Source organism: Amycolatopsis sp. MEPSY49, assembly GCF_051337345.1.
Lineage (GTDB): Bacteria > Actinomycetota > Actinomycetes > Mycobacteriales > Pseudonocardiaceae > Amycolatopsis.
The window spans coordinates 137135-156489 of sequence record NZ_JBDLYJ010000011.1 but is presented as its reverse complement, the minus strand read 5'-3'; the positions used below and the strand labels follow the sequence as shown (position 1 = coordinate 156489).

The 19355-nt window shown below is 67.1% G+C and carries 19 protein-coding genes; 16 read left to right on the top strand and 3 right to left on the bottom strand.

From position 1 onward, the window contains the following. Positions 1-26: 26 nt before the first annotated feature. The 16 genes from ABFJ78_RS37575 to ABFJ78_RS37500 all read left to right on the top strand — a co-directional run bounded on the left by ABFJ78_RS37575 (position 27) and on the right by ABFJ78_RS37500 (position 16166). On the top strand, positions 27-212 hold the full coding sequence (locus ABFJ78_RS37575) for a hypothetical protein (protein WP_103355629.1): 186 nt from the start codon (positions 27-29) through the stop codon (positions 210-212). Between the two features lie 13 nt (positions 213-225). Continuing rightward, a complete protein-coding gene (locus tag ABFJ78_RS37570; RefSeq protein ID WP_436392329.1) occupies positions 226-648 on the top strand; it encodes a TadE/TadG family type IV pilus assembly protein in 423 nt (140 codons plus the stop codon). Further along, a complete protein-coding gene (locus ABFJ78_RS37565; RefSeq protein WP_436392192.1) occupies positions 645-1094 on the top strand; it encodes a TadE/TadG family type IV pilus assembly protein in 450 nt (149 codons plus the stop codon). Before ABFJ78_RS37570 ends, ABFJ78_RS37565 begins: the two co-directional genes overlap by 4 nt. Positions 1095-1141: 47 nt before the next feature. Then, positions 1142-1531 (top strand): hypothetical protein, encoded by a 390-nt coding sequence (locus ABFJ78_RS37560; RefSeq protein WP_436392191.1) that lies wholly within the window; start codon positions 1142-1144, stop codon positions 1529-1531. A gap of 12 nt (positions 1532-1543) precedes the next feature. Then, entirely contained in the window at positions 1544-1936 is a 393-nt protein-coding gene (locus ABFJ78_RS37555; RefSeq protein ID WP_436392190.1) for a hypothetical protein, read from the top strand. Between the two features lie 95 nt (positions 1937-2031). Continuing rightward, positions 2032-4587: a hypothetical protein gene (locus ABFJ78_RS37550; RefSeq protein WP_436392189.1), complete on the top strand. Its 2556-nt coding sequence runs from the start codon at positions 2032-2034 to the stop codon at positions 4585-4587. Positions 4588-4883: 296 nt separating this feature from the next. Then, entirely contained in the window at positions 4884-8567 is a 3684-nt protein-coding gene (locus tag ABFJ78_RS37545) for a CHAT domain-containing protein (protein WP_436392188.1), read from the top strand. Then, positions 8564-9091 (top strand): hypothetical protein, encoded by a 528-nt coding sequence (locus ABFJ78_RS37540; protein ID WP_436392187.1) that lies wholly within the window; start codon positions 8564-8566, stop codon positions 9089-9091. The genes ABFJ78_RS37545 and ABFJ78_RS37540 overlap by 4 nt, the downstream gene beginning before the upstream one ends. 3 nt (positions 9092-9094) lie before the next feature. Further along, entirely contained in the window at positions 9095-10072 is a 978-nt protein-coding gene (locus ABFJ78_RS37535) for a hypothetical protein (protein WP_436392186.1), read from the top strand. Between the two features lie 244 nt (positions 10073-10316). Next, positions 10317-10682 (top strand): hypothetical protein, encoded by a 366-nt coding sequence (locus ABFJ78_RS37530; protein WP_436392185.1) that lies wholly within the window; start codon positions 10317-10319, stop codon positions 10680-10682. A gap of 594 nt (positions 10683-11276) precedes the next feature. Beyond that, the gene (locus ABFJ78_RS37525) at positions 11277-11996 is read left to right on the top strand and encodes a hypothetical protein (RefSeq protein ID WP_436392184.1); all 720 of its coding nucleotides are present in this window, start codon (positions 11277-11279) and stop codon (positions 11994-11996) included. Between the two features lie 74 nt (positions 11997-12070). Beyond that, a complete protein-coding gene (locus ABFJ78_RS37520) occupies positions 12071-12598 on the top strand; it encodes a hypothetical protein (RefSeq protein ID WP_436392183.1) in 528 nt (175 codons plus the stop codon). A gap of 19 nt (positions 12599-12617) precedes the next feature. Further along, a complete protein-coding gene (locus ABFJ78_RS37515) occupies positions 12618-13313 on the top strand; it encodes a hypothetical protein (RefSeq protein WP_436392182.1) in 696 nt (231 codons plus the stop codon). A 109-nt stretch (positions 13314-13422) separates the two neighbouring features. Next, entirely contained in the window at positions 13423-14391 is a 969-nt protein-coding gene (locus ABFJ78_RS37510; protein ID WP_436392181.1) for a hypothetical protein, read from the top strand. Positions 14392-14408: 17 nt separating this feature from the next. Further along, positions 14409-15137 (top strand): hypothetical protein, encoded by a 729-nt coding sequence (locus tag ABFJ78_RS37505; protein ID WP_436392180.1) that lies wholly within the window; start codon positions 14409-14411, stop codon positions 15135-15137. Between the two features lie 183 nt (positions 15138-15320). After that, positions 15321-16166, top strand: a complete 846-nt coding sequence (locus ABFJ78_RS37500; RefSeq protein ID WP_436392179.1) for an N-6 DNA methylase — start codon at positions 15321-15323, stop codon at positions 16164-16166. Positions 16167-16179: 13 nt separating this feature from the next. Here the strand turns inward: ABFJ78_RS37500 and ABFJ78_RS37495 are convergent, their stop codons facing one another. The 3 genes from ABFJ78_RS37495 to ABFJ78_RS37485 form a co-directional block, all read right to left on the bottom strand. Continuing rightward, complete coding sequence (locus tag ABFJ78_RS37495) at positions 16180-17268, bottom strand: hypothetical protein (protein ID WP_436392178.1); 1089 nt, start codon at positions 17266-17268, stop codon at positions 16180-16182. Positions 17269-17381: 113 nt separating this feature from the next. Next, positions 17382-18320: an NlpC/P60 family protein gene (locus ABFJ78_RS37490; RefSeq protein ID WP_436392177.1), complete on the bottom strand. Its 939-nt coding sequence runs from the start codon at positions 18318-18320 to the stop codon at positions 17382-17384. Next, complete coding sequence (locus tag ABFJ78_RS37485; RefSeq protein WP_436392176.1) at positions 18317-19345, bottom strand: replication-relaxation family protein; 1029 nt, start codon at positions 19343-19345, stop codon at positions 18317-18319. Before ABFJ78_RS37485 ends, ABFJ78_RS37490 begins: the two co-directional genes overlap by 4 nt. Positions 19346-19355 lie beyond the last annotated feature (10 nt).

Here is a 19355-nt window from a genome sequence, read left to right as displayed (position 1 = left end):
ACCGTCGTACCTTCAAGGAGAAGCTGATGTTGAACGAAGTTCAGATCCTGATCGCTCGCGTCCGTGCGGAGCTGGAACAGCTCCGTCATGACGAAGGCGGCTACTCAACCGAAGCCGTCGTGGTGACCGCTGCCTTGGTCCTCCTGGCGATTGCCGTGGTCGCAATCATCGTCGCCAAGGTGACCGAGAAGGCCAATGGCATCACCCTCTAGGCCGGTGACCACGATGCCTCGAAACGTACTGCGCCGACTTCGCACGGACGAGCGCGGCGCCGGCACGGCCGAGCTCGTCATCGCGACCCCGCTGCTGTTGCTGCTGGTTCTGCTCATCGCTCAATTCGCGCTGTACATGCACGCCGTCCACATTGCTCAAGCCGCTGCGTCCCAGGCACTGTCTGCGGCACGAATATCCGGCGGCAGCTCGGCCACGGGTGACACTGAGGGACAACAAGTCCTCACACAACTGGGCAACGGACCGTTGCGGGAGACCTCGGTGAACGTCCAGCGTGGAGCTGCCCAGGTATCCGTGACGGTCACAGGAACCGTGACCAGCTTGATCCCGTTCACAACCCTCGCGGTCCACGCAGAAGCTGTTGGACCAGTGGAGAAATTCACCCCGCCGAGCGGAGCCGGGGCGGTGACACCATGACCGCGGCCCGCAGCCTCCTGGCGTTACGGCAGGACGACCGGGGATCCGCCGCGGCCGAGCTCACCCTCCTGACCCCGGTGCTGATCCTGCTCTTGCTGTTCGTCGTCTTCTGCGGCCGGCTGGCTGATACCAAGCTGCGGGTCAACGACGTCGCTCACCAGGCCGCCCGCGCCGCCACTCTGGCCCGCAGTCCATCGCAAGCCGCCGCCAACGCCCAGGCCACAGCCAGCGCGGCCTTGCGCTCGGCCGGGATCGCATGCCAATCGCTGTCGGTGTCCGCCGAAACCCAGGGGCTCAAACCTGCGGTCACGGTGACCGTCACCGTGACCTGCAGCGTCGGCCTCGGCGACCTGACCTCGCTCGGTGTGCCCGGCAGCCGGACGTTCGAGTCCACCTTCTCCTCGCCAGTCGACGTCTGGCGCGGCACCTCTGGAGGTACGACATGAGGTCGATCGCAGTGCTACGTCGGCTGCACGAGGATGAAGAAGGCCGGGTGACCGCCTTCGTCGTCACCATCGCGCTCTCGGCACTCCTCTTCGCCGGTCTCGTGCTCGATGGCGGGCTGGCGTTGGCCGCCAAGGTCCGCGCGATCGGCGAGGCGCAGGAGGCCGCACGGGCCGGCGCCCAGGAGATCGACCTCGCTGCGTACCGCGCCGACGGCTCGCTGCGCCTGGTCCCGCAGCGGGCGGGCGCCGCGGCCCGGAGTTACCTCGCTGCCGCGGGCCACACCGGCAGCGTGTCGGTCACCGGAAACAAAGTCGCCGTAACCGTCACCATCGACCAGCCCACCCAGCTCCTCGGGCTCGTCAGCATCGCCTCGATCACCGTAACCGGAGCCGGACAAGCTGAACCACAGCGCGGAATCTCCGGCGTACTTCCATGAGAGGACAAGAAAATGGCGACTACCGAAGAGATCGAACGCCGCGTCGAGGAAGCAGACGCAGCCCGCAGCGCGAAGAGGACCGAGGCCGCGCGTCGCGTCGGCGAGCTCGTGCAGCAGCGGACTGAAGTGGCCGACAAGCTCAACGAGATCGACCGGAAGCTCGGGGACGTCCTTGTCGGAGCGAGCGACGTCATCGGCGTTGACGAGCTGGCCAAGTTCACCGATGTCCCGGCTGTCGACCTCGCCCAGTGGCGCGACGGTCGCAAGTCGACCCGGGCCAGGCGCAAGCGGCAGACCGCGAACACGCCTACCCCGAAGATCAGTCCGAGCTCACCGCCGACGCTCGCCGGACCGCGGACGTCGGCCGCCGATGCGTCCACCCGGGCTCCCGTACCGGTGCCGTGACCTCGCAACCGCCCCTCCCGCGCCGGACGCGGGTGTTCGCCGCGGCACTCCGGTGTGTCCGCGGACTGCTAGCGTCCGGCGTCCTAATCGGCCTCGTGGCGGGCCTGCCCTGGGCGCTGGTGCACTTCGTAGGCTGGCCGCTACCGGACCAGCTGCCGACCTGGGACGAGATCCAGGCGACCCTGCTCAACCCGATGAGCATCCGCTTCCTGCTGAACACCTTGGCGGTGGTCTGCTGGATCGTCTGGTTCTTCTTCGCTCTGGACGTCCTTCGCTGCTCCGTCGACGCGGCGCGCGGAATGACGTGGCCGAGTCGCCGTCCCGGCCCACTGCGCGGGGTCGCCGCGGTCCTCGTCGGGACCATCGTGCTCACCCTGCTCGGCAGTCGAAGCTCGTACTCCGCGCCACTTGCGGGCACCTCGGCGCCCACCGTCGACCTCCGGCCGGTCGCCGTCGTCGCATCGCTGCCTCCAGGTCCGGCACCACAGGCGACCAGCGCGGTGATCGATCCCACCGCGCCGGCTCCGGCCGGCACGGTCCAGGTCACCGAGGAAGTCCGGCTCCCACACGACGGGATCTACGACAGCCTGTGGCGCGTCGCCGAGCGCCTCTACGGTCCTGGCGGCGGCAGCCGCTGGCCCGAGCTCTTTCAGCTGAACCGCGGCGTGGAGCAGCGCGACGGACGCGCGCTGACCAACCCCAATCTCGTGCGGCCCGGCTGGAAGATCACCGCGTACATCCCGGCGCCCAACCAGGAGCACCCGCCAGTGCCGCCCCGACAGCCACCACCTCCCACGACCACGGCGCCTACCCAGCCTGCTCCGGAACCAACCGCGGCAGGGGAGCACCGCGAAGGCCGTCCCGAGCCTGCCCTGGACCTGGTGACGGGCGTGTTCGTCAGCCTCGGCCTCGCCGGAGCGATCGCTGCGGCCGTGGTGTCGACCAGGATGTGGCGCCGGCGGCGCTATCGGATCGGAAGCGGCGACCGTGCTGACCTCCAGCGCCCGATCGCCCCCGTGGTCCGCGCCCTCTGCGCCGCGCACGACGACGGTGACCTGCAGCCTGCTGAAGTTGCCGAGCTCGTCGACCTGGCATCACCGGAGGAGTCGGAACTCAGCGGCGAGCTGGCCCAGGTGCCAGCGAAGATCGGCGTTCGAGAACGTCGCGAACTGGCCCTGAACCTCGCCAGCACCCGCGGGCTTGGCCTCGCCGGCGCAGGAGCGACCGCGGCCGCCCGCGCGCTGCTCCTGCACCTGCTTGCCGAGCAGCAGCCTGGCCACGGTGTCGGCGTGATCGTGCCCGTTGACGACTTACGTCTGGTTTTCGACGGCATCGCCGTTGAGGACCTGCCGACCAGCGTTCACGTCGTCGCGACGCTCGATGCCGCGCTCGACGAGATGGAGGCGGCACTGCTGACTCGTACTCGCCACGCGACCGAGGAGGCCGGAGCTCGGCCCGCTGTACCTTCGCTCGTACTGCTCGCCAGCCCGGCATCCCACGCTGATCGTCGGCTGCAAGCCGTCCTCGACAACGGCTCGACGCTCGGCCTGGCCGGCGTGCTCCTCGGCCAGTGGCGTCCCGGGGCGACTCTGCTCGTCCGCCAGGACGGCACCATCAGCGCGACCAGTCCAGGGATCGACGACGTCCTCACCGGCACGCGCCTGTTCAACGTTCCGGCTGCCGACGCCACCTCTCTCCTCGAAGTGCTCCGAGCTGCAGAGAGCGCCGCCGAACAGGCTCGGGAACCGGTTCCCGAGCAGCGATCGACGGAGGTCGAGGCGACAAGTTCGCTCGAGCAGGAGGAGCAGCACGTCGACGACAACCAGCCTGCGGCTCGCGAAAAACCGCCGGCCGGCACCAAGCAGCCCCGGCTGTTCCTGCGTGTGCTGGGCCGATTCCAGCTCGCCGTACGGGATAAAGCAGGCGATCGCGAGCTGAGCGGGGCGTTCACGCCGAAACAGCGCGAAGTCCTCGTCTTCCTCGCGCTGCATCCCCAAGGCGTCCGGCGCGAGGTCCTCAACGAGGCCGTCTGGCCCGACAGCCGTCCGCCGCGGCCGTACAACTCATTCCACAACACCCTCTCGACGTTGCGCCGCGCGCTCGCTGACGCCACCGACGGCCAGACGGGCAACCTCGTCCTCAACGAGGACGGTCGCTACCGGCTCAGCGACGAACTCCTCGACGTCGACTTCTGGCAGCTGCAGCGCTTTCTGCAGGCGCAGCGCCCACCGGACGAGCACGGCAGTGCTGGCCTCCGCGACGCGGTCGAGCTGTACCGCGGCGACCTCGCCGAGGATCTGCTCGCCCAATGGATCGAACCCTTCCGGGAATCCGTCCGCCGAGACGTCTTGGACGCGCTCGGCGCGCTTATCCGCGCCGACGGCGACATTTCCCCGGAGACCGCGCTGATTCTGCTCGAACGAGCTCGCAAGCTCGACCAGTACAACGAAGGCGTCTACCGCGATATCATTCGTATGCAGGCACGGTTGGGCCAGTACGCGGCTATTCCGCGGACCGTCGCGCTTCTGAGCACGACGCTCGACGAGATCGACCAGCAGGTGAGCGCCGAGACTCTCAATCTCGCGGATTTCCTCCAGCGTCGAGGCGGCGCGCGGTGGAAGGATGCCGGCGACAGTGGGGCAGCTAGTTGACCTCGCCGAGAACCCTCACATCCTCGACGTCACCTGGGCCAACTCCCGGCACGTCGCGTTCAGCCACGGCGGGCACCACTGCTTCGGAGCACCGTCGGCCACGATGGAGCAGCGCGCATCGCCTTCCCTGCCCGGCTATGCCGTTTCACCGTACTCACGCTCGCGGACTAGAAGGCCGGCCTTCGGGTGTTCAGCGTGGGTCTTCGGGACCGCACTCGCTGCGCGTGACTTAGTAACGCCTTGTGGCCAACCGGCGACTGCTAAATAGATCAGTCGTGCGACGAGGGTGACTTCACATGACGCCGACCAACTGGGTGTGGACCCTGCCGCTGGTGCTCGTCGCGATCGCGTGCGCGATCCTCCAGTTACCCCTCCGTGCCGCCCAAACCCGGCGGAATCCCGTCGCCCTGATGATCGTCGGGCTAGTGTTGTGGACGTTGATCGGCTGGGTGACGCACCGGCCCCTGGCGTGGGTCGCTGGGACGGGCTGGGGCGGGGTGCTGGCGCTGGTCGTGGTCGGAGTCCTGCTGGGCGGCGTCGGCCTGGCTCAGGCCGGTGCGGGGGCCGCCCTGGTCTACACCTTCTTGCAGCCCGACGAGATGTTGCTGCTGGGGTGGGTCGCCCCGATCGTCGTGGGATCCGCCGCACAGTCGTTGGTGGTGACGCTTCGCCGGCGGTCCGCGCCAGTGGACGTCCGCCGCGTTATCCGTGACACGCTCAGGTACGGCGACGTGATCCAGCCACCTGTTGTGGTGGACCGCGTCCTGCGCGTCCTGCTTCTCGCTATCGGTGCAGTGCCCGTGCTGCTGGCGGCGGTGCTGCCATTCCCGGGCGCCACCACCGTCGGCTGGTGGACGCGAGTCGGTGTGGCCGTGCTGATCGCGGTTCAGGTGTGGTGGTTCGACTCGAAGCTGCGCGGAATCACGCGCTACCTGAGGCGGGCCGCGCGTTCCGGCCTCGTTTGGGTGGTGGTCGCACTCGGTCTGGCCGCCACGCCGTTCGGCACGCTCGTCGTCGACCTGTTGCGGTTGTTGCCCGGTCCCGACGGCGTGGTCAGCGGGCTGGTCCTGGTCGGGCTGGACGTCCTGGTGGGGTTGTCGGCGTCGCTTGTGAACCGCACCCAGCACATCGGTTCGATCCATGCACGCCGCGCCCGGCTGCTGCTGGTCATGTTCGTCCGGGAGATCGCACTGCGGCGCGGTGTGCTGGTGTTCGCTGCCGTCGGGCTGTTCCACCCGGCGGACGACCTGCTCGTCGCCGCCGCGATGCTCGTGGTCTTCGAACTCGTCACGAGCCTGACCGGGTTCCTCAACAACCAGCTGACGGTCATGTCGATCTCCGAGGCGGAGCAGATCATCCACTACCAGCCGGGCTGGCGGCGGCACGTCTTCGGCTGCTGGTTGTACGACTCGTTCCTCGCGCGGCCCCACCGCCCGGACTACGGTTTCGTGGTCCGGCTCTCCTGGTCGGCCATGCAGTCGAGTCATCGACCGCCCGCGGCTGGAGGGACCGCCGCGCTACAGTGGCTCGAGATCGCCGAGGAGGCGATCGACCTCGTCGACGCGGAGGTCGTGCCGCGATTCCCGGACCGCCACGTCGAGAACCTGCGCCGCGAACAGCACCGGGCCCGGTGGATGTGCCATTTCGCCAGGGCGAGGGTCCACCAGTCCCTGAACTGGCGCGACGACGCCGTGGCATCGTGGCGGGCGGCGGCGGATCACGCCAGGTCCGCGCACGCACCGATCACTGCCGCACTCGCGCAGGCGTCCGCCGCCGCGGTGCTCACGGACCGGCTCGCCAGGCCCCGCGACGCGCTTCGAGAACTCGAGGAGCTGTTGCAGGACAACAACCTGGCTGCACCTGCGAAGCATTTCGCGCTGCTCATGGCCACGTCCGCCCATCTGGCGTTGGACGAGCTGGAGACGGCGCGCGGGCTGCTGGAGCATGCGCGCGCAACGACCCCTGACCGGCGCGGCTGGCGAGCGGCGGACGCGGAGGAAGCCGGTTCCGCCGTGCGGAGTTTCGGGCGCAGTGGTCGGAAGGGGCACATCCAGGAGTTCAGGTGGGTGTTGTCGATTCTGGCGTGGAGGCTCGAAGGTGGTGAGCTCACCGAGGCTCCGAAGGCGCTGAGTATTCCGGCAATGTCGCTGGCGTTGCAGGCCTTAGCCGCCGACCACAGGGGAGACCTGGAGCTGGAACGGCGGTTGCTGCTCGAAGCGGTGGAGGTCGGTACCCGCGACGGACACCTGACCTGGGTCCACAATGCGCACCTGCGGCTGGCCTGGATGACCGAGGACGTCTTGGAGAGCTACGGGTACGCGTGCGCGGCCATGGACGTGTTGGAGGAGATGCGTGGCCGCGTACTCGACGCCGACCTCCGCATCGGGGCGGGAGCGGTCTTCCCCGGCAATGCCTACGAGATCGGCGCCGAACTGCTCGTGACCCAGGGCGAGCTGGACGCACCGGGCTGGCCGCGCGACCCGTACGGCAAGGCCTTCGAACTCGTGGAATCGGCGCGGTCTCGCGTGTTCCTCGAGCAGTTGGGTGAGTCAACGGCATCGGCCGATCTCAGCGAAGACGAGAAAGCGGCCGTCGAAGAGCTCCAGCGCGCGATCCGGGAGCAGGCTGAGGCCTCCGACGCCGGGCGTCCCGCGCTGCTCCACCGCGTGCGTACGGCGCAGACACGGCTGGATCAGGTATGGAACGAGATCGCCGAATCCGGAGTGGACGGTGAGGAGCACGTCCGGTCACGACGGGGCGAACCGATGTCGATTGGTGAGGTCCGCGGGTATCTGGCAGACGGCACCGTGCTTGCCGAGTACTTTGTCACCGACGACCGGACCACGCTCTTCCTGGTGCGGGCTGAGCAGGCCGAGCCTGAGGTGGTCGTGATCGAGCTGTCCCGCGACGACCTCCGCGCGGCCGTCGCCGAGTCGCGCGCCGATCCGGTTCACGTTGTCACACAGGCGTTTCGTTCACTGGTCGAGCCGCTGCTGGAGCGGTGCGCCGAGGGCGAGCGGCTCTGCCTGGTACCGCACGACGCCTTGCATCTCGTGCCGTTGCACGCGGTCGAGGTCGCCGGCACGTCACTGGCTGAGCGGCACGCGGTCTCGTACCTGCCCGCGGCCGGGTTGTTGCGCTACACCAACACTGGCGCCGCCCGTACGACCGGAGCGACGATCATGGCCGACTCCCGTGCGGACCGGCCGTTGGCCCACGCACGGGTGCAGGCGGCGGAGGTCGCCCAGCTGTTGGCGGCACCGGTCGAGCTGCTGATAGGCGCCGAGGTCACCACCGACGCCGTGCGGTCCGTGACGGGTCGCGTGTGGCATGTCGCGTGTCATGGCGAGTTCGACGAGGGCGATCCGCAACGTTCCGGCATCCTTCTGGCGGACGGGCGGTGTACGGTGGCGGATCTGATGTCGTTGCGGCTGAACTGCGACCTCGTCACGTTCAGCGCGTGCGAGACCGGGCTCGCCGAGCAGGCGCCTGGTGATGAGCTGCTGGGCCTCACCCGTTCGTTGATCTACGCGGGCGCTCTTGCGGTGCTGGTGAGTCTGTGGCAAGTCGACGAGATCTCTACCAGCATTCTCATGCGCGCCTTCTACGAGGCGCTGGCGACGGGCGCGGCCAAGCCGGTGGCGTTGAGCGAAGCACAGCGACGGCTGCGCTCGATGACCGTCGCCGACGCGATCGCCTACTGCCAGAACGTGGCGCGGCACCTCGACACCCCGCTCGTGATCGAGCGCGACATCGCCGATCTGAGGTTCCGCGCCCGTGACTTCACCGCGGCCGCGGAGGCCTACGCCGACCTCGCGGACCAGGCGCCGGCCGACAGCCCGCTGCGCCGCGAGCTGCTCAGTGCGGCGGCACGATCGCGTCGCGCTGGACGAACTGCGGCCACGCCCAACTACGAACTCCGTCCCTACGAAGAGCCCTACCACTGGGCATCGTTCGTCCTGGTCGGTGATTGGAGATGACCGTGGAACCCGATACGTCGTTCGTCGTGCTGCGCGAGCCCGCTTCCCCGGCCGAAGCGCTCGGCCTGCTCGGCGACCGGACCTACGCGGTGCTCGTCGACGAGTCCGGGCACGTCCTCGCCCTGGGCACCGCCGCCGACCTGGCCGAAGGACGAGCCTTGCCACCGGGCGTGGAGATCCCGATCGGGATACCGCTCGACGACGTGGTCGGTGGTGAAGCGGTTACGTTGCTCGACCTCAACCCGCACGGAGCTGTGGTCGTGCGTGACTCCGAGGTACTCGGCGTGATCTCCACGGCGGCGATCGACGAGGCGGCGTCCGCCGGTCAGATCGCGAGCCGCACGATGGGAGAGGGAACGGACTCCGCGCTCCCTGGAGACATCCGCGTTCCGACGGCGCGGGTGAGCTGCGCCTGGCCGGGGTGCGGCCACGTCAACACGCTGACCTTCTACGATCCCGATCGGCCAGGCGGATGCGCCAACCCGGATCTGCCTGCCCACACCATCACACTGAGCGGGGGCTGACGCGTGCTCGGATCACTGCTGAAAGAGTCGGCCGGAATCGTCGGACGCCGGTTCTTCCTAGACGCGCTGGTGCCGAGCTTCGCGGCTGGTGCACTCGCCGTGGTGATCGTGGGCAGCCACCGGGCAGGCGGGCTCAGCAAGATGGTCACGACGTGGACCGCGCAGAGCGTCGAGCTGAAGACGGTGCAGGTGGTCCTGTTCTTCGCCGTGGTTGCGTTCCTCGCGATCCTCCTGAGCAGCACGTCGATCGCGCTGACACGGTTTTTCGAGGGCTACTGGCGGCGGCCGTTCTCCACGTTCGGGAAGTACTGGCACCGGTTGCGGCTGCGGCGTCTCGACGACGACCAGCAGCTTTACTTCCGTTACCCGCCCAAGTCCCGGCCGGAGGAGGTCATGCCGACCAGGCTTGGCAACATCTTCAAGAGCGCGGAGCTGTACCCCGCGCTGCGGTATGGGATGGACGGTGTGCTGTTCTGGCCGCGGCTGTACGCGGTGCTACCGGACCGCGTCGCGACCGGGCTCGGCGAGACGAGGAGCCTGCTCGAACGGCTGCTCGCGCTCAGCTCGCTCAGCGGCCTGTTCGCCATCGGCACGAGCGCGTATCTCTTGGTGGTGCGGGGGCCGGTGTTGATCTACCTCGGTTGCCTGCTTGGCGGTTCGCTCGTTGCGCACACCTGCTACCTGGTGTCCCTGCAGGCTGCGGAAAGCTATGCGGAACAGGTACGGGCAGCTTTCGACGTGTACCGGCGGGACCTCGCCGTGAAGCTGCACGGCGAGGCCGCGGTGCTCGACCGTCCGCAGTGGCTGGGAATCGGGCAGCTCTGGTTCCACGGCATTCCCGAGGGGACGCAGCTGGTACCCGACGAACCACCGCCGGCCGCCGAAGAGAGCAATGGCGCGCGATGGGCGCCCACGTCGGCCACGTGGTGGGCGGCGCTGACCGTCGTGGCCGCAGGTGCCGGTCTCCTGTGGTTGCGGTGAGACCTCGGGCGGTCACCTCCAGTCGCCGAGGAGCACGAACGGAGCCCAGTGGTAGGGCCGTTCGTACGGACGCAGGCCGTAGTCGGCCTCGCTCCCGGCCCGCTGGGCGCGCCGGGGTGCGGGCGATCGCCGCCACGAGGCTGCGGTACCGCGGGCTGTCCGGCGGTGTCTCTTCGGCGAGCGCGGTGTACTCGGTTTCGGCAGTGGTGAAGTCACGGGCCTGGAACCGTAGGTCGGCGATGTCGTGTTCGAAGACGAAGGGGTCGTCGACGTGCCGCGCCGCGTCCTGGCAGTACGTGATCGCACTGGCGATCGTCATCGTGCGGACCTGGTGCTGCGCCTCGTTCAACGCGGTCACTTTGTCCGCGCCGCGCGCGAGCGCTCGGTAGAACGCACTCATCAGGAGATCGGTAGCGGCCCCGAAGAAGCCCGACCAGGAGATCTGGCCTTTCATCAATATTCCGCTACTGTGATGCCATGGCAATGCATTATTATCGACGGTGCACCGCTGCCTGGCAACCTTTGCGGCGATGACCGAACACTGGATACTGACCGGGATTGTGTCAAGTTCAACGACAAATCGCCTGTGAGATTACGACATCGGACGTGAGAGAAACTACAGCTACTGCAGGGTCCTGGGGTCATACTCGGCGACGGTCTTCTCACGGTGCCTATTAGAGCGGTAGTCCCTGCCAGCATATGAAGAGCCAGGTCGGCGCGCCTATTGCCCCTGCCCATGTGGCGCCCGACTCGGACGCCGGCAGGCGTGTGAACAGTCGGGTGGGGCGGCGTGTCCGCAGGATCGTGCCAGGCAAGCAAATCGTTCGAACAATTCCGTGAGCTCGCCCTTCTGTTCTTATTTCCTAAATGCTATTACTCCATTCTTACCGGTTCCTCTATCTGCTCGATTTGGTGTTTATGTTGCACTGGTCTGCGCGTCCGCTCCCTTCTGTGAGGTTATTTCTCGGTCGTTGCGAGTCTCTGATGGATCCGTGGTGGTGCAAAATATAACTCATTAGAGTCTTGATTTTCTGCTACCGGGCCCTAAAATTGAATGTGGAGAGAGCGGGACGGCAACCCCAAACTCTCCGGTTCGCTAACCAACACCGCTCACCTGACTGAAGGCTCAGTGATGACCATGCTTGAGGCGTGCGTGTCCCAATTTTCTCTTACCGTCGACGCGGCGGATACCATCCAAGCCTTAGTGAGCAGCTCCGACCACCCTTGGGGCCGACGGCTCCACGATGCCCTGAAGTTCGCCACGTACGCGGAGTGCGTCTACGCCGTTGAGCCGTACGTGCGCGTCGAAGTTGCGGACTTCCTGCCGGACGCGCCCAAGTATCCCGACGTCGCCGACCGGTCCGTGTCCGGCGTGCTGGGTGAGCTGCAGGCTGCCGGGTACGTCGAGACGCGCGACGTGCTGCAGGAAGACGCGGGCCAGACCTACCTGTCCGAGGGACGCACGGTGACGTCCGTGCACGTCATCCGACCGTTCGCGCTGGTCGGCGTCGACTACCGTTTTTCGCGGGAAGCCGACAGCCGAGCGATCCGGTACGGACACGCGTACGCCGGCCGGTGGGAGATCACCGAGCGCGCCTACACCGTCCCGGCCGGGTGGTACCTGGTCGGCGAGACGGGCGACTTCACAGCGGCCCTGGTCGGCGTCGCCGGCATCTCAGGGGACAGCGACGACTTGCTGTGCTCCCTGTTCGAAATCGAAGGGTTCGGCGCGTCAACCTGTCTTGCCGGGTGCGGATCGTGCGGGACGCGCTGGTCGGCGGAGTCGGGGTCGTGGCACTTCCGGCCCGACGACTGCGACGCCGACGCCTGGGACTTCGATGACGCCGCCGAGATCGACGACGAATCCGGCACCGTCGCGTGCCCGGCATGCGCTACCGGTCGCGTCGGCTTCTCCATCTTCTGATCTTTCGCCGTTGCGCGGGCGGTCCCGCGTCTTCGTGAGCCGTGCGCTCACCTCTACTTCCTTGTGAGGCTGCCATGTTCGCTGTGCTCTCCGTGGACGGAACCCCGATGGGGCTGTCCGACGACGTCGCCGAATCGATCACCCTGCAGTTCGACACGGACTCGGCTCCGACGCATCGGTGCCGAGCGTGCGGGGAGGAACTGGCCGAGACTCCGGACGGCTACGAATCTACGTCCGGCGACACCGCGTGTGCCGACTTCGAGCCGACGGCCGACACCGACCCGGACTACGGCGAGGGCCCGCACGATCCCGAGCGGATCCCGCTGTCCTGGTGCAACAGCGCGGCCGTGCACACCGACGAATCCGAGGACTCGGTCACGGTGTCCATTTCGGTCGGCGACCCGCGCGGCGCCTTCACCTTCACCATCCGGCGCGTGCCGGACGACGCCGACGGCGATCTCGCCGGACGGCTGATCATGCACACCCCGTACGCCGGAGAACCGATGCCGCACGCCGCCCTGACGGTGCTGCACGAAGGAACTCACGTCGTCGGCACCTACGCGCCGACTCGGCGTCTGCACTCGGTTCCTCCCGCCGCCTGAACGCCTACGGAGGTTCCCGATGAACACCGCACCAGCAGGCGACCGCGCCCAGCCGGGCGAGGTCTACGTGACCGTGGCCGATTCCGGCACCGCCTTCCCGGCCGTGATCGAGGACAAGCGTTGGAACGGGTTCGCTCGGCCGCGCTTCAGCCGCGCGGCGGCTGAAGCCGTGGTGGCCTGGCTGAGCGACTGCCACGGTGCCATCGCCGCCGCATTCGACAGCGAGGCTGTCGCCATCACCGAAACCGCGGCCGATCGCGCGGAACGCATCGAACCGGGCGCCGATGGCCGCTACCCGATCGGCGCCGGTGCGTGGGAATGGGAGCTGACCACACCAGCCGCCGACGTCGTCGCCGAGCAAGCATTGCTCGCCGGTGCTTACCGGCTCGCGCCCGAGGCGGGCGAAGCCCTGGTCAAGATCAACGCCACCGGCAGCGATCCCGGCTTCCCGGCCCAGGTGGACCCCGTGTCCGGCTGGAGCCGGTCCGGGACCCCGCGCTTCCGCCCCGACGTCGCGGTCGTCGTAGTCGCCTGGCTCAACGCCTGCGGGCGGCAGTACCCGGGCGCCACGGTGGCGTACTGGGAGGACAACACGATCATGCTCCTTGACCCGCTCGCCGCGGTCCAGGACGGATACGTGCCGACGCAAGTCCTAGAGGCGGACGGCCGGTACGCGATCGGCGCCGACTTCGAGTGGGAACGTGCCAAAAGCTGACAGCTCGCGAACAACGAGGACCACGCACAACCGTGGTGTTCCGGGACGGCAACCCCGGCACGCCACCGAACCACCAACACCGCACCAAACCCATCCGAAGGGATCCGTCATGACCCGCACACCCCGTCGACCGTCCAGGGCCGCAACGAAGGCCCGGCGCACGGTTTCGCCCGAAGAACGCGCCGAGCGACTCGAAGCTGCCCGCGAGCAGCTGCTGGAGGGCGTGGACAAGCTGATGACCGCCGACGGCTGGCAGCAGCTGATCACCTCCCGCGCCTGGCTGCGCCGCTACAGCCTCAACAACCTGATCATGATCCTGCAGCAGTGCCCCGAAGCCACCGACGTTCGGCCGCTCTCGGAGTGGAAGCGCGAAGGCTACGGCTTCATGCGCAAGGGCACGCACAAGATCAAGATCTGGAAGCCGTGCTTCCGCGGGACGACCGAAGACGAGAACACCAAACCGACCGAAGGCGCCGAGACGGATCCGGACAAGGCGCCCGCGTTGTCGGGATTCATGCTCGTGCCGGTCGTCGACGTCTCCCAGCTGCAGGGGGATCCGCGGGCCGCGCAGCCGTCCCCGCCGGAACCGATCGCGCTGTGCGGCGACGCACCACGCGGCCTGTGGGACGGGGTCGCCGCCCAGATCGGCGCATGCGGCTTCACGGTCGAGCGTGGAGACTGCGGCGGCGCCTTCGGCCGAACCGTCTTCTCCGAGCGGCGCGTGACCGTGCGCGACGACGTCGAACCCGCGCAGGCCGCGAAGACGCTGACGCACGAGCTGGCGCACATCTTGTGCGACCACGAAACCCGTCTGGCCACCACGCCGCGGCATGTGCTGGAGGTCGAGGCCGAGTCGGTGGCGTGCATCGTCGCCGCGGTCTGCGGCATGGACACGCTGGCGTACTCCGTGCCTTACGTCGCCGGTTGGGCGGCCGATCGCGAGACTGCACGCACTTCGGCGGAGTGCGTGCTCCGCGTCGCAGATCGAATCCTGGACCGGCTTGGCCACGCGGCAGCTTCACCCGTGGCGACTCTCGAGGATCTGGCTGCTGCGCACGGCGTTCCCGCGGTCGCGTGAATCGGCCGGGGCGCGCTATGACTCCTTCAATCCTGGGCTGCGCCGAACTCTACGGCCGCCTTCGCTACGTCACCAACCACGCCGGGGCGCAACGGCGAACCCATCCGCCCGCTGGCACGTCAACCGCATCCGCCTTCGACGACCACGACCCGCTCGGCTTGCACGGCCATGTCCTGCAGGGCCTCGGGGCTACCTCTGAATACCTCGACGGCTTCACCGGAGCCTCGGCCGGCTATCCGGCGTTCGGCTTCCGGCTCACCGAGAAGGCAGCTCGCCTGGCGCAGCTCTCGGAGGAGTTCGAAGCGTCCTGGACGTGGGGTGACGCCATCCGAGCCGCGGCCATCCTGGCGCACCAGATCGACAACGCCGAGGAAGACCAGGCGCTCGGCGACGTGGCCTTGCTGGCCGTGGCCCGCCACATCTGGCGTCAGCACCCACCCGAGATGACGCCGTTGCCCGGCTGGTCGCCGCCCGACACACCGCTGTTCCTCGACGGATACCCGGCGACGCTGTTCGGTCACGTGGCCGCAGATCTGCGCGTGGACGCCGTCACCGCGACCTGCACGCGGGAAACCCGGGCGGTCACGCTGTTCCGGTCGCTCGGCTGGCGACTCACTCCGCGGGCCGAAGCCTTGGCCGACGCGGTACAGCATTACGAAGCAAACGGGCTTCGCTGGCCTGACGCTATCGCCGCGGCGTCAAAGACCGACGTGACACATCTCGAGCGGCACAACTGGGACCGCTGAAAACCGATTCCGAATTTGTTAGTAGCGCCCGGCGGGTGAACACCTCCGGAGAGGCGCGGCAACCACCCGCCGGGCTCCAACACCGCACACCCCAGAAGGGTGCGCGAGCCTGCAGTCTAACGCATGGCTCCGACCTGCGGTGTGACGCCGTGCCGTGCCTCTGATAGCTGGAGGGAACTCCCCGTGTCTTCATCCCGTCGCGCAATTTCCACTTCTGTCGATTCTGGGCAATTTGCGCATAAGATCGCCACGGCAGTCGAGTCCGCATGGCACCGAACCTACGGAACCGGTCGACTCGATATCCCGGTTTCAGTTGTTGCCACGCTCGCCGCCTTGCCAGAGAAAGATTCGTGCGGGCACAACGTTAGCGAATCGGTGCTCAGCTGGGACGCCGACACCTTCCACGACTTCGCCCGGCACACGTGGTCGTCGGTCATCCGGCACCGCACCGAAATCACGCACCTCCTCCATCCGATGATCGCGTGGATCTTCGATGATCCTGACCGGGACGTGCGTGGCCACGCACTGGCCGTCGCGCAGGCCGCGCTGCGAGCGGGGCAACCACACCTCACCGGCACGGAACGGCGGTTCGACGTCGACCTGCTCGGCACCGTGCTGACCGTTCTCCGGCCGAAGTCGGCACTGAAGGCTCGTGGTCAGTTCTACACGCCCGGGTCCGTCGCGAAGCTCCTTGCCGGCATGTCCGATATCCAGGAGCACAGCAACGTCACCGACCCGATGATGGGTACGGGCGGCATGTTCCGCGCGGCCGCGGAAGTCATGTGCGAGCAGGGTCGAGACCCGCGCACGATCCGCTGGATCGGGTGCGACGTCGACTCGCTCGCCGTAGCCTGTGCCACCGTGAACAGCATGATCTGGGACCTCGGAACCGACATCGTCTTCCACGCGGGAAATACGCTGGAACCTGGCTGGCGAGAGGTGGCGCTGGCGCAGCGAGAGGAACTCCGTCGACTTTCCGGTGACCTGAAGCGCGATCGGGCGATGCTCGAATTCCTGAAGCTGCTGTGATTCAGTCTGATTGTCAGTCCGGATGTATTTTGATGTCTTCGGATGCCCATGTCCACACGTCCTCAAGCACATCGGTTTCCCACTTCTTGAGGATTCGAGAATGCATTCTTATAAGTGCCAAAGTCAGCCTCTCTTGGGTCATGCATATTTCTGCTGCTTCAACGGTCATCCCTTCGGGATCTCGGGGAAGCTTGAATTCGACCCCCTTGTAGTCGTCCTTCATAAGGATCCTCATCGGGATCGACCAAGCGTTTTCGATCCTGATCCTGTTTTCTTTTCCGTTGAGTCCTGACTCTCGTTGCAGTGTTCGAATTGACATTTTTATTACGTCGTATGCGTCGGACATTGTGCCTGAGGCCATTGCGCCGAGGAGTATCTGAGTATGTGCTAACAGGCTCTTCCAGGGGTTGTTTGCCAGGCTTGCGAGCCACTTCTTGTCAAGCTTTTCCATCTCCTTTTTGTTGCATGTCAGGCGTGCCCATAGGCGACGATGGGCAAGCTGGGCCTGGTCGCTGGGAAGTGCCGTGTCCTCTGGGACAACTGAAAGTGGGGCGAGTAGTTTGCTGCCGACGTCGACACTGCCGAACTCCACTTCCACGAAGTCTCGTCGACCCCAGAGCAGCAGCTGTTGTGTAAGGTCGCTCCTTGACCACACGTGAATGCTTGAAATTTCGCTAGTGCGAGCGAGCTCGTCGGATATTTGCAGCAGTGACGGGTGTACGCCAGGGTAGTTGACAACGAATACCCATGTCTCAACCTGAGTGGGTATTTCCCAACATTCTTGTAGGCGTGCAAAGTCGGCTCGCATCTTCGTGCGTGCATCGCCGAGGCGGAAGTACGGGGCTGGACTGTAGACGGCAAAGGCGATTTTCCGAGATGTGAGGAACCCGTCGCAGCCCAAATCGCCTTCGTTGCCCATTGCTGCACTTTCAGAAAAATCTGACCCATGCATGGCGCGCATGATTCTATTGAAGAGCTGCTGAAACGAGTTTCCGTGGCATTTCCGGTACTCGATCTCAAGTCGAAGGCGATAGGCATTCTTTATCCAGTCTGGCGCATTCGTCATCCACACCTTACTGGTGCGCGGGATCTTACGGGTCAACGCCGCCCCTTCTCACGGTTGTCTCGCTGACAGGCAGTGTATGTGAAAACTGTTGTATGCGCAGGAGGTGTTGGTCAGTTGGTCACAAGCACCTTCATGTGGCCCGTAAAATGTTAATTGGCTGGGCGGGAGGCTTGCAGGTAGTCATCTCCGTTCCAGCGGTACGAGCTGACCTGAACTGGCTCGCCGAAGGTCGGGGCGTGCACCATCTTCCCCGCGCCGATGTACAGGCCGACGTGGTGGACGTTGCCGCGGGTGCCGTAGAAGACCAGGTCGCCGGGAAGCAACGGCTGGCCACCCTTCACCAGCGGGCCGGCGGCGTACTGGGTCCGGGCCGTCCGCGGCAGGGCGATGCCGGCAGCCGCGTAGGCCGCCTTCGTCAGGCCCGAGCAGTCGAAGCCGCTGTCGCCATTCAACGGTCCGTTCCCGCCCCACAGGTACGGCAGCCCGAGCTGGCCGCAGGCGAAGTTGATCGCCGTGGCGGTGGCGGCGTTCGGAGCCTGGATGTCGTCGCAACGGCCGGTGCCGACCGCGGCCTTGCTGTACCTCTCGGCCTGGTCGAGGACTTCGTCGACGTACCAGTCCGCGTGGTTGTAGGCGAACAGCGCCTTGCGCATGTCGCTGGGCGCGCCGGACTCGCACAGGTAATACGCCGCCGCGTAGATCGCGTCATGCTTGTCCCACGGCGACGGCGGGGTCTTGCCGCCCGGCGGTAGGGGGTGCCGGGCGACGACTTCGTCGAACGTGGGCTGGAGGAACTGCATCGGCCCGCGGGCGCCGAACGAGTTCTCGGTTCCCTCCGCGATGCCGATCAGTTTGCTGCGGCCGTGGTCGCTCTCGACCTTGCCGATCGCCGCGAGGATCGACCAGTCCAAGCCGGGACACGCGGAAGCTGCCGCCCGGTAGAGGGCGAGGTAGTCGCCGGGAATGTCGGCAATGGCCTCCTGGCTCGGCTCGGTGCCGCTGCTGTCGAACACGGCCTTCACGACGCCTTGCCCGATGCCGCCGATGAGGATGATGACGACCACGACCGCGATGTAGGCGAACTTCATGGGCGCCTCCGGAAGCGGCTGGCCGGCGAGGCGGGCGGGAACGGATCCGGAGCGGTCAGAGCCGCTGGACTCTGCTGGGCCGGGCCTGGCGGCGGCACGTCGCCGGGCAGATCCGGTTGGGGCCAGAGCTGGGCGAGCTCGACGAGCCGCAACCGGCCGGCGTGACGCGTTGCCGCCTCGGTGATCGGCAGCCACCGAGTGGCGGCGGGGTCGCCAGCTGCGTCCGCGGCGGTGGTGGCCAGCGGCACGAGCCTGGGCCGGTCGAGCTGTGACAGGCAGTCGGCGAGCGCTCGGCGGGCGGACGTCTCACGCCGATGAGTGGGTAGCCAGATGAGGACCGGGGTGGTGATGCCGGTCGCGGCGGCGAGCTTCTCGTAGCCGTAGAGCTTGCGGCTGAGCTTGCCGAGGTCTTCCGTGCCGAAGTCGAACTCGAAAAAGAACTCGAGCTGATGGTCGTCTTCGTGCCACCGGCCGTAGGCGTCGGGACGCACCATGTCGCCGAACAGGCGTCCGCACCGGAGCTCGGACCACCATGCCGTCAGCGACCTTCGAACACCGGGACGTCGGCCCAGCGCGACCAGCGCGGTGAAGAAGCCGTTGACGCCGACCGTGTGGGCCAGGCGCAGGGAGTGCGCGATCCCGATCGCGTCTTCGTGCCGGTAGCCGATCGACTTCGGATCGAGCCCGTCTTCGTAGGCGAGGGCGACCGCGCCGGCGATGTCGAGCACGTAGTGCATCGGGGCGGTGCCGGTCGTGACGAATGGCTGGAACCGGTCGACAACCCGCCACTTGAACAGGTCGAGCATCCGGTGGTTGGCCGCGCGCATGCTCGGGTAGCAGAGCTCGACGATCTGCTGGGTCGTGAAGACCTTGTGCTCGTAGAGCATCCGGGCCAGCCACCGGTCGCGGTGGGTCAGCCGCCCGGCGAGCTGGGCATGGTGCTCACCGGTGGTGGCCGCTCGCGGCGTGGGGCGCTGGGGCATGTGCCCGCGCAACGCCCGCTGAGGAGTGGGGTTCGAAATCATCGGGAGTACC

Bases quoted from the DNA above. Each gene is read 5' to 3' on its own strand.
- ABFJ78_RS37575 (WP_103355629.1), top strand. From the start codon at position 27: ATGTTGAACGAAGTTCAGATCCTGATCGCTCGCGTCCGTGCGGAGCTG.
- ABFJ78_RS37520 (WP_436392183.1), top strand. From the start codon at position 12,071: ATGTTCGCTGTGCTCTCCGTGGACGGAACCCCGATGGGGCTGTCCGAC.
- ABFJ78_RS37540 (WP_436392187.1), top strand. From the start codon at position 8,564: ATGACCGTGGAACCCGATACGTCGTTCGTCGTGCTGCGCGAGCCCGCT.
- ABFJ78_RS37485 (WP_436392176.1), bottom strand. From the start codon at position 19,345: ATGATTTCGAACCCCACTCCTCAGCGGGCGTTGCGCGGGCACATGCCC.
- ABFJ78_RS37545 (WP_436392188.1), top strand. From the start codon at position 4,884: ATGACGCCGACCAACTGGGTGTGGACCCTGCCGCTGGTGCTCGTCGCG.
- ABFJ78_RS37565 (WP_436392192.1), top strand. From the start codon at position 645: ATGACCGCGGCCCGCAGCCTCCTGGCGTTACGGCAGGACGACCGGGGA.
- ABFJ78_RS37505 (WP_436392180.1), top strand. From the start codon at position 14,409: ATGACTCCTTCAATCCTGGGCTGCGCCGAACTCTACGGCCGCCTTCGC.
- ABFJ78_RS37515 (WP_436392182.1), top strand. From the start codon at position 12,618: ATGAACACCGCACCAGCAGGCGACCGCGCCCAGCCGGGCGAGGTCTAC.
- ABFJ78_RS37510 (WP_436392181.1), top strand. From the start codon at position 13,423: ATGACCCGCACACCCCGTCGACCGTCCAGGGCCGCAACGAAGGCCCGG.
- ABFJ78_RS37570 (WP_436392329.1), top strand. From the start codon at position 226: ATGCCTCGAAACGTACTGCGCCGACTTCGCACGGACGAGCGCGGCGCC.
- ABFJ78_RS37555 (WP_436392190.1), top strand. From the start codon at position 1,544: ATGGCGACTACCGAAGAGATCGAACGCCGCGTCGAGGAAGCAGACGCA.
- ABFJ78_RS37490 (WP_436392177.1), bottom strand. From the start codon at position 18,320: ATGAAGTTCGCCTACATCGCGGTCGTGGTCGTCATCATCCTCATCGGC.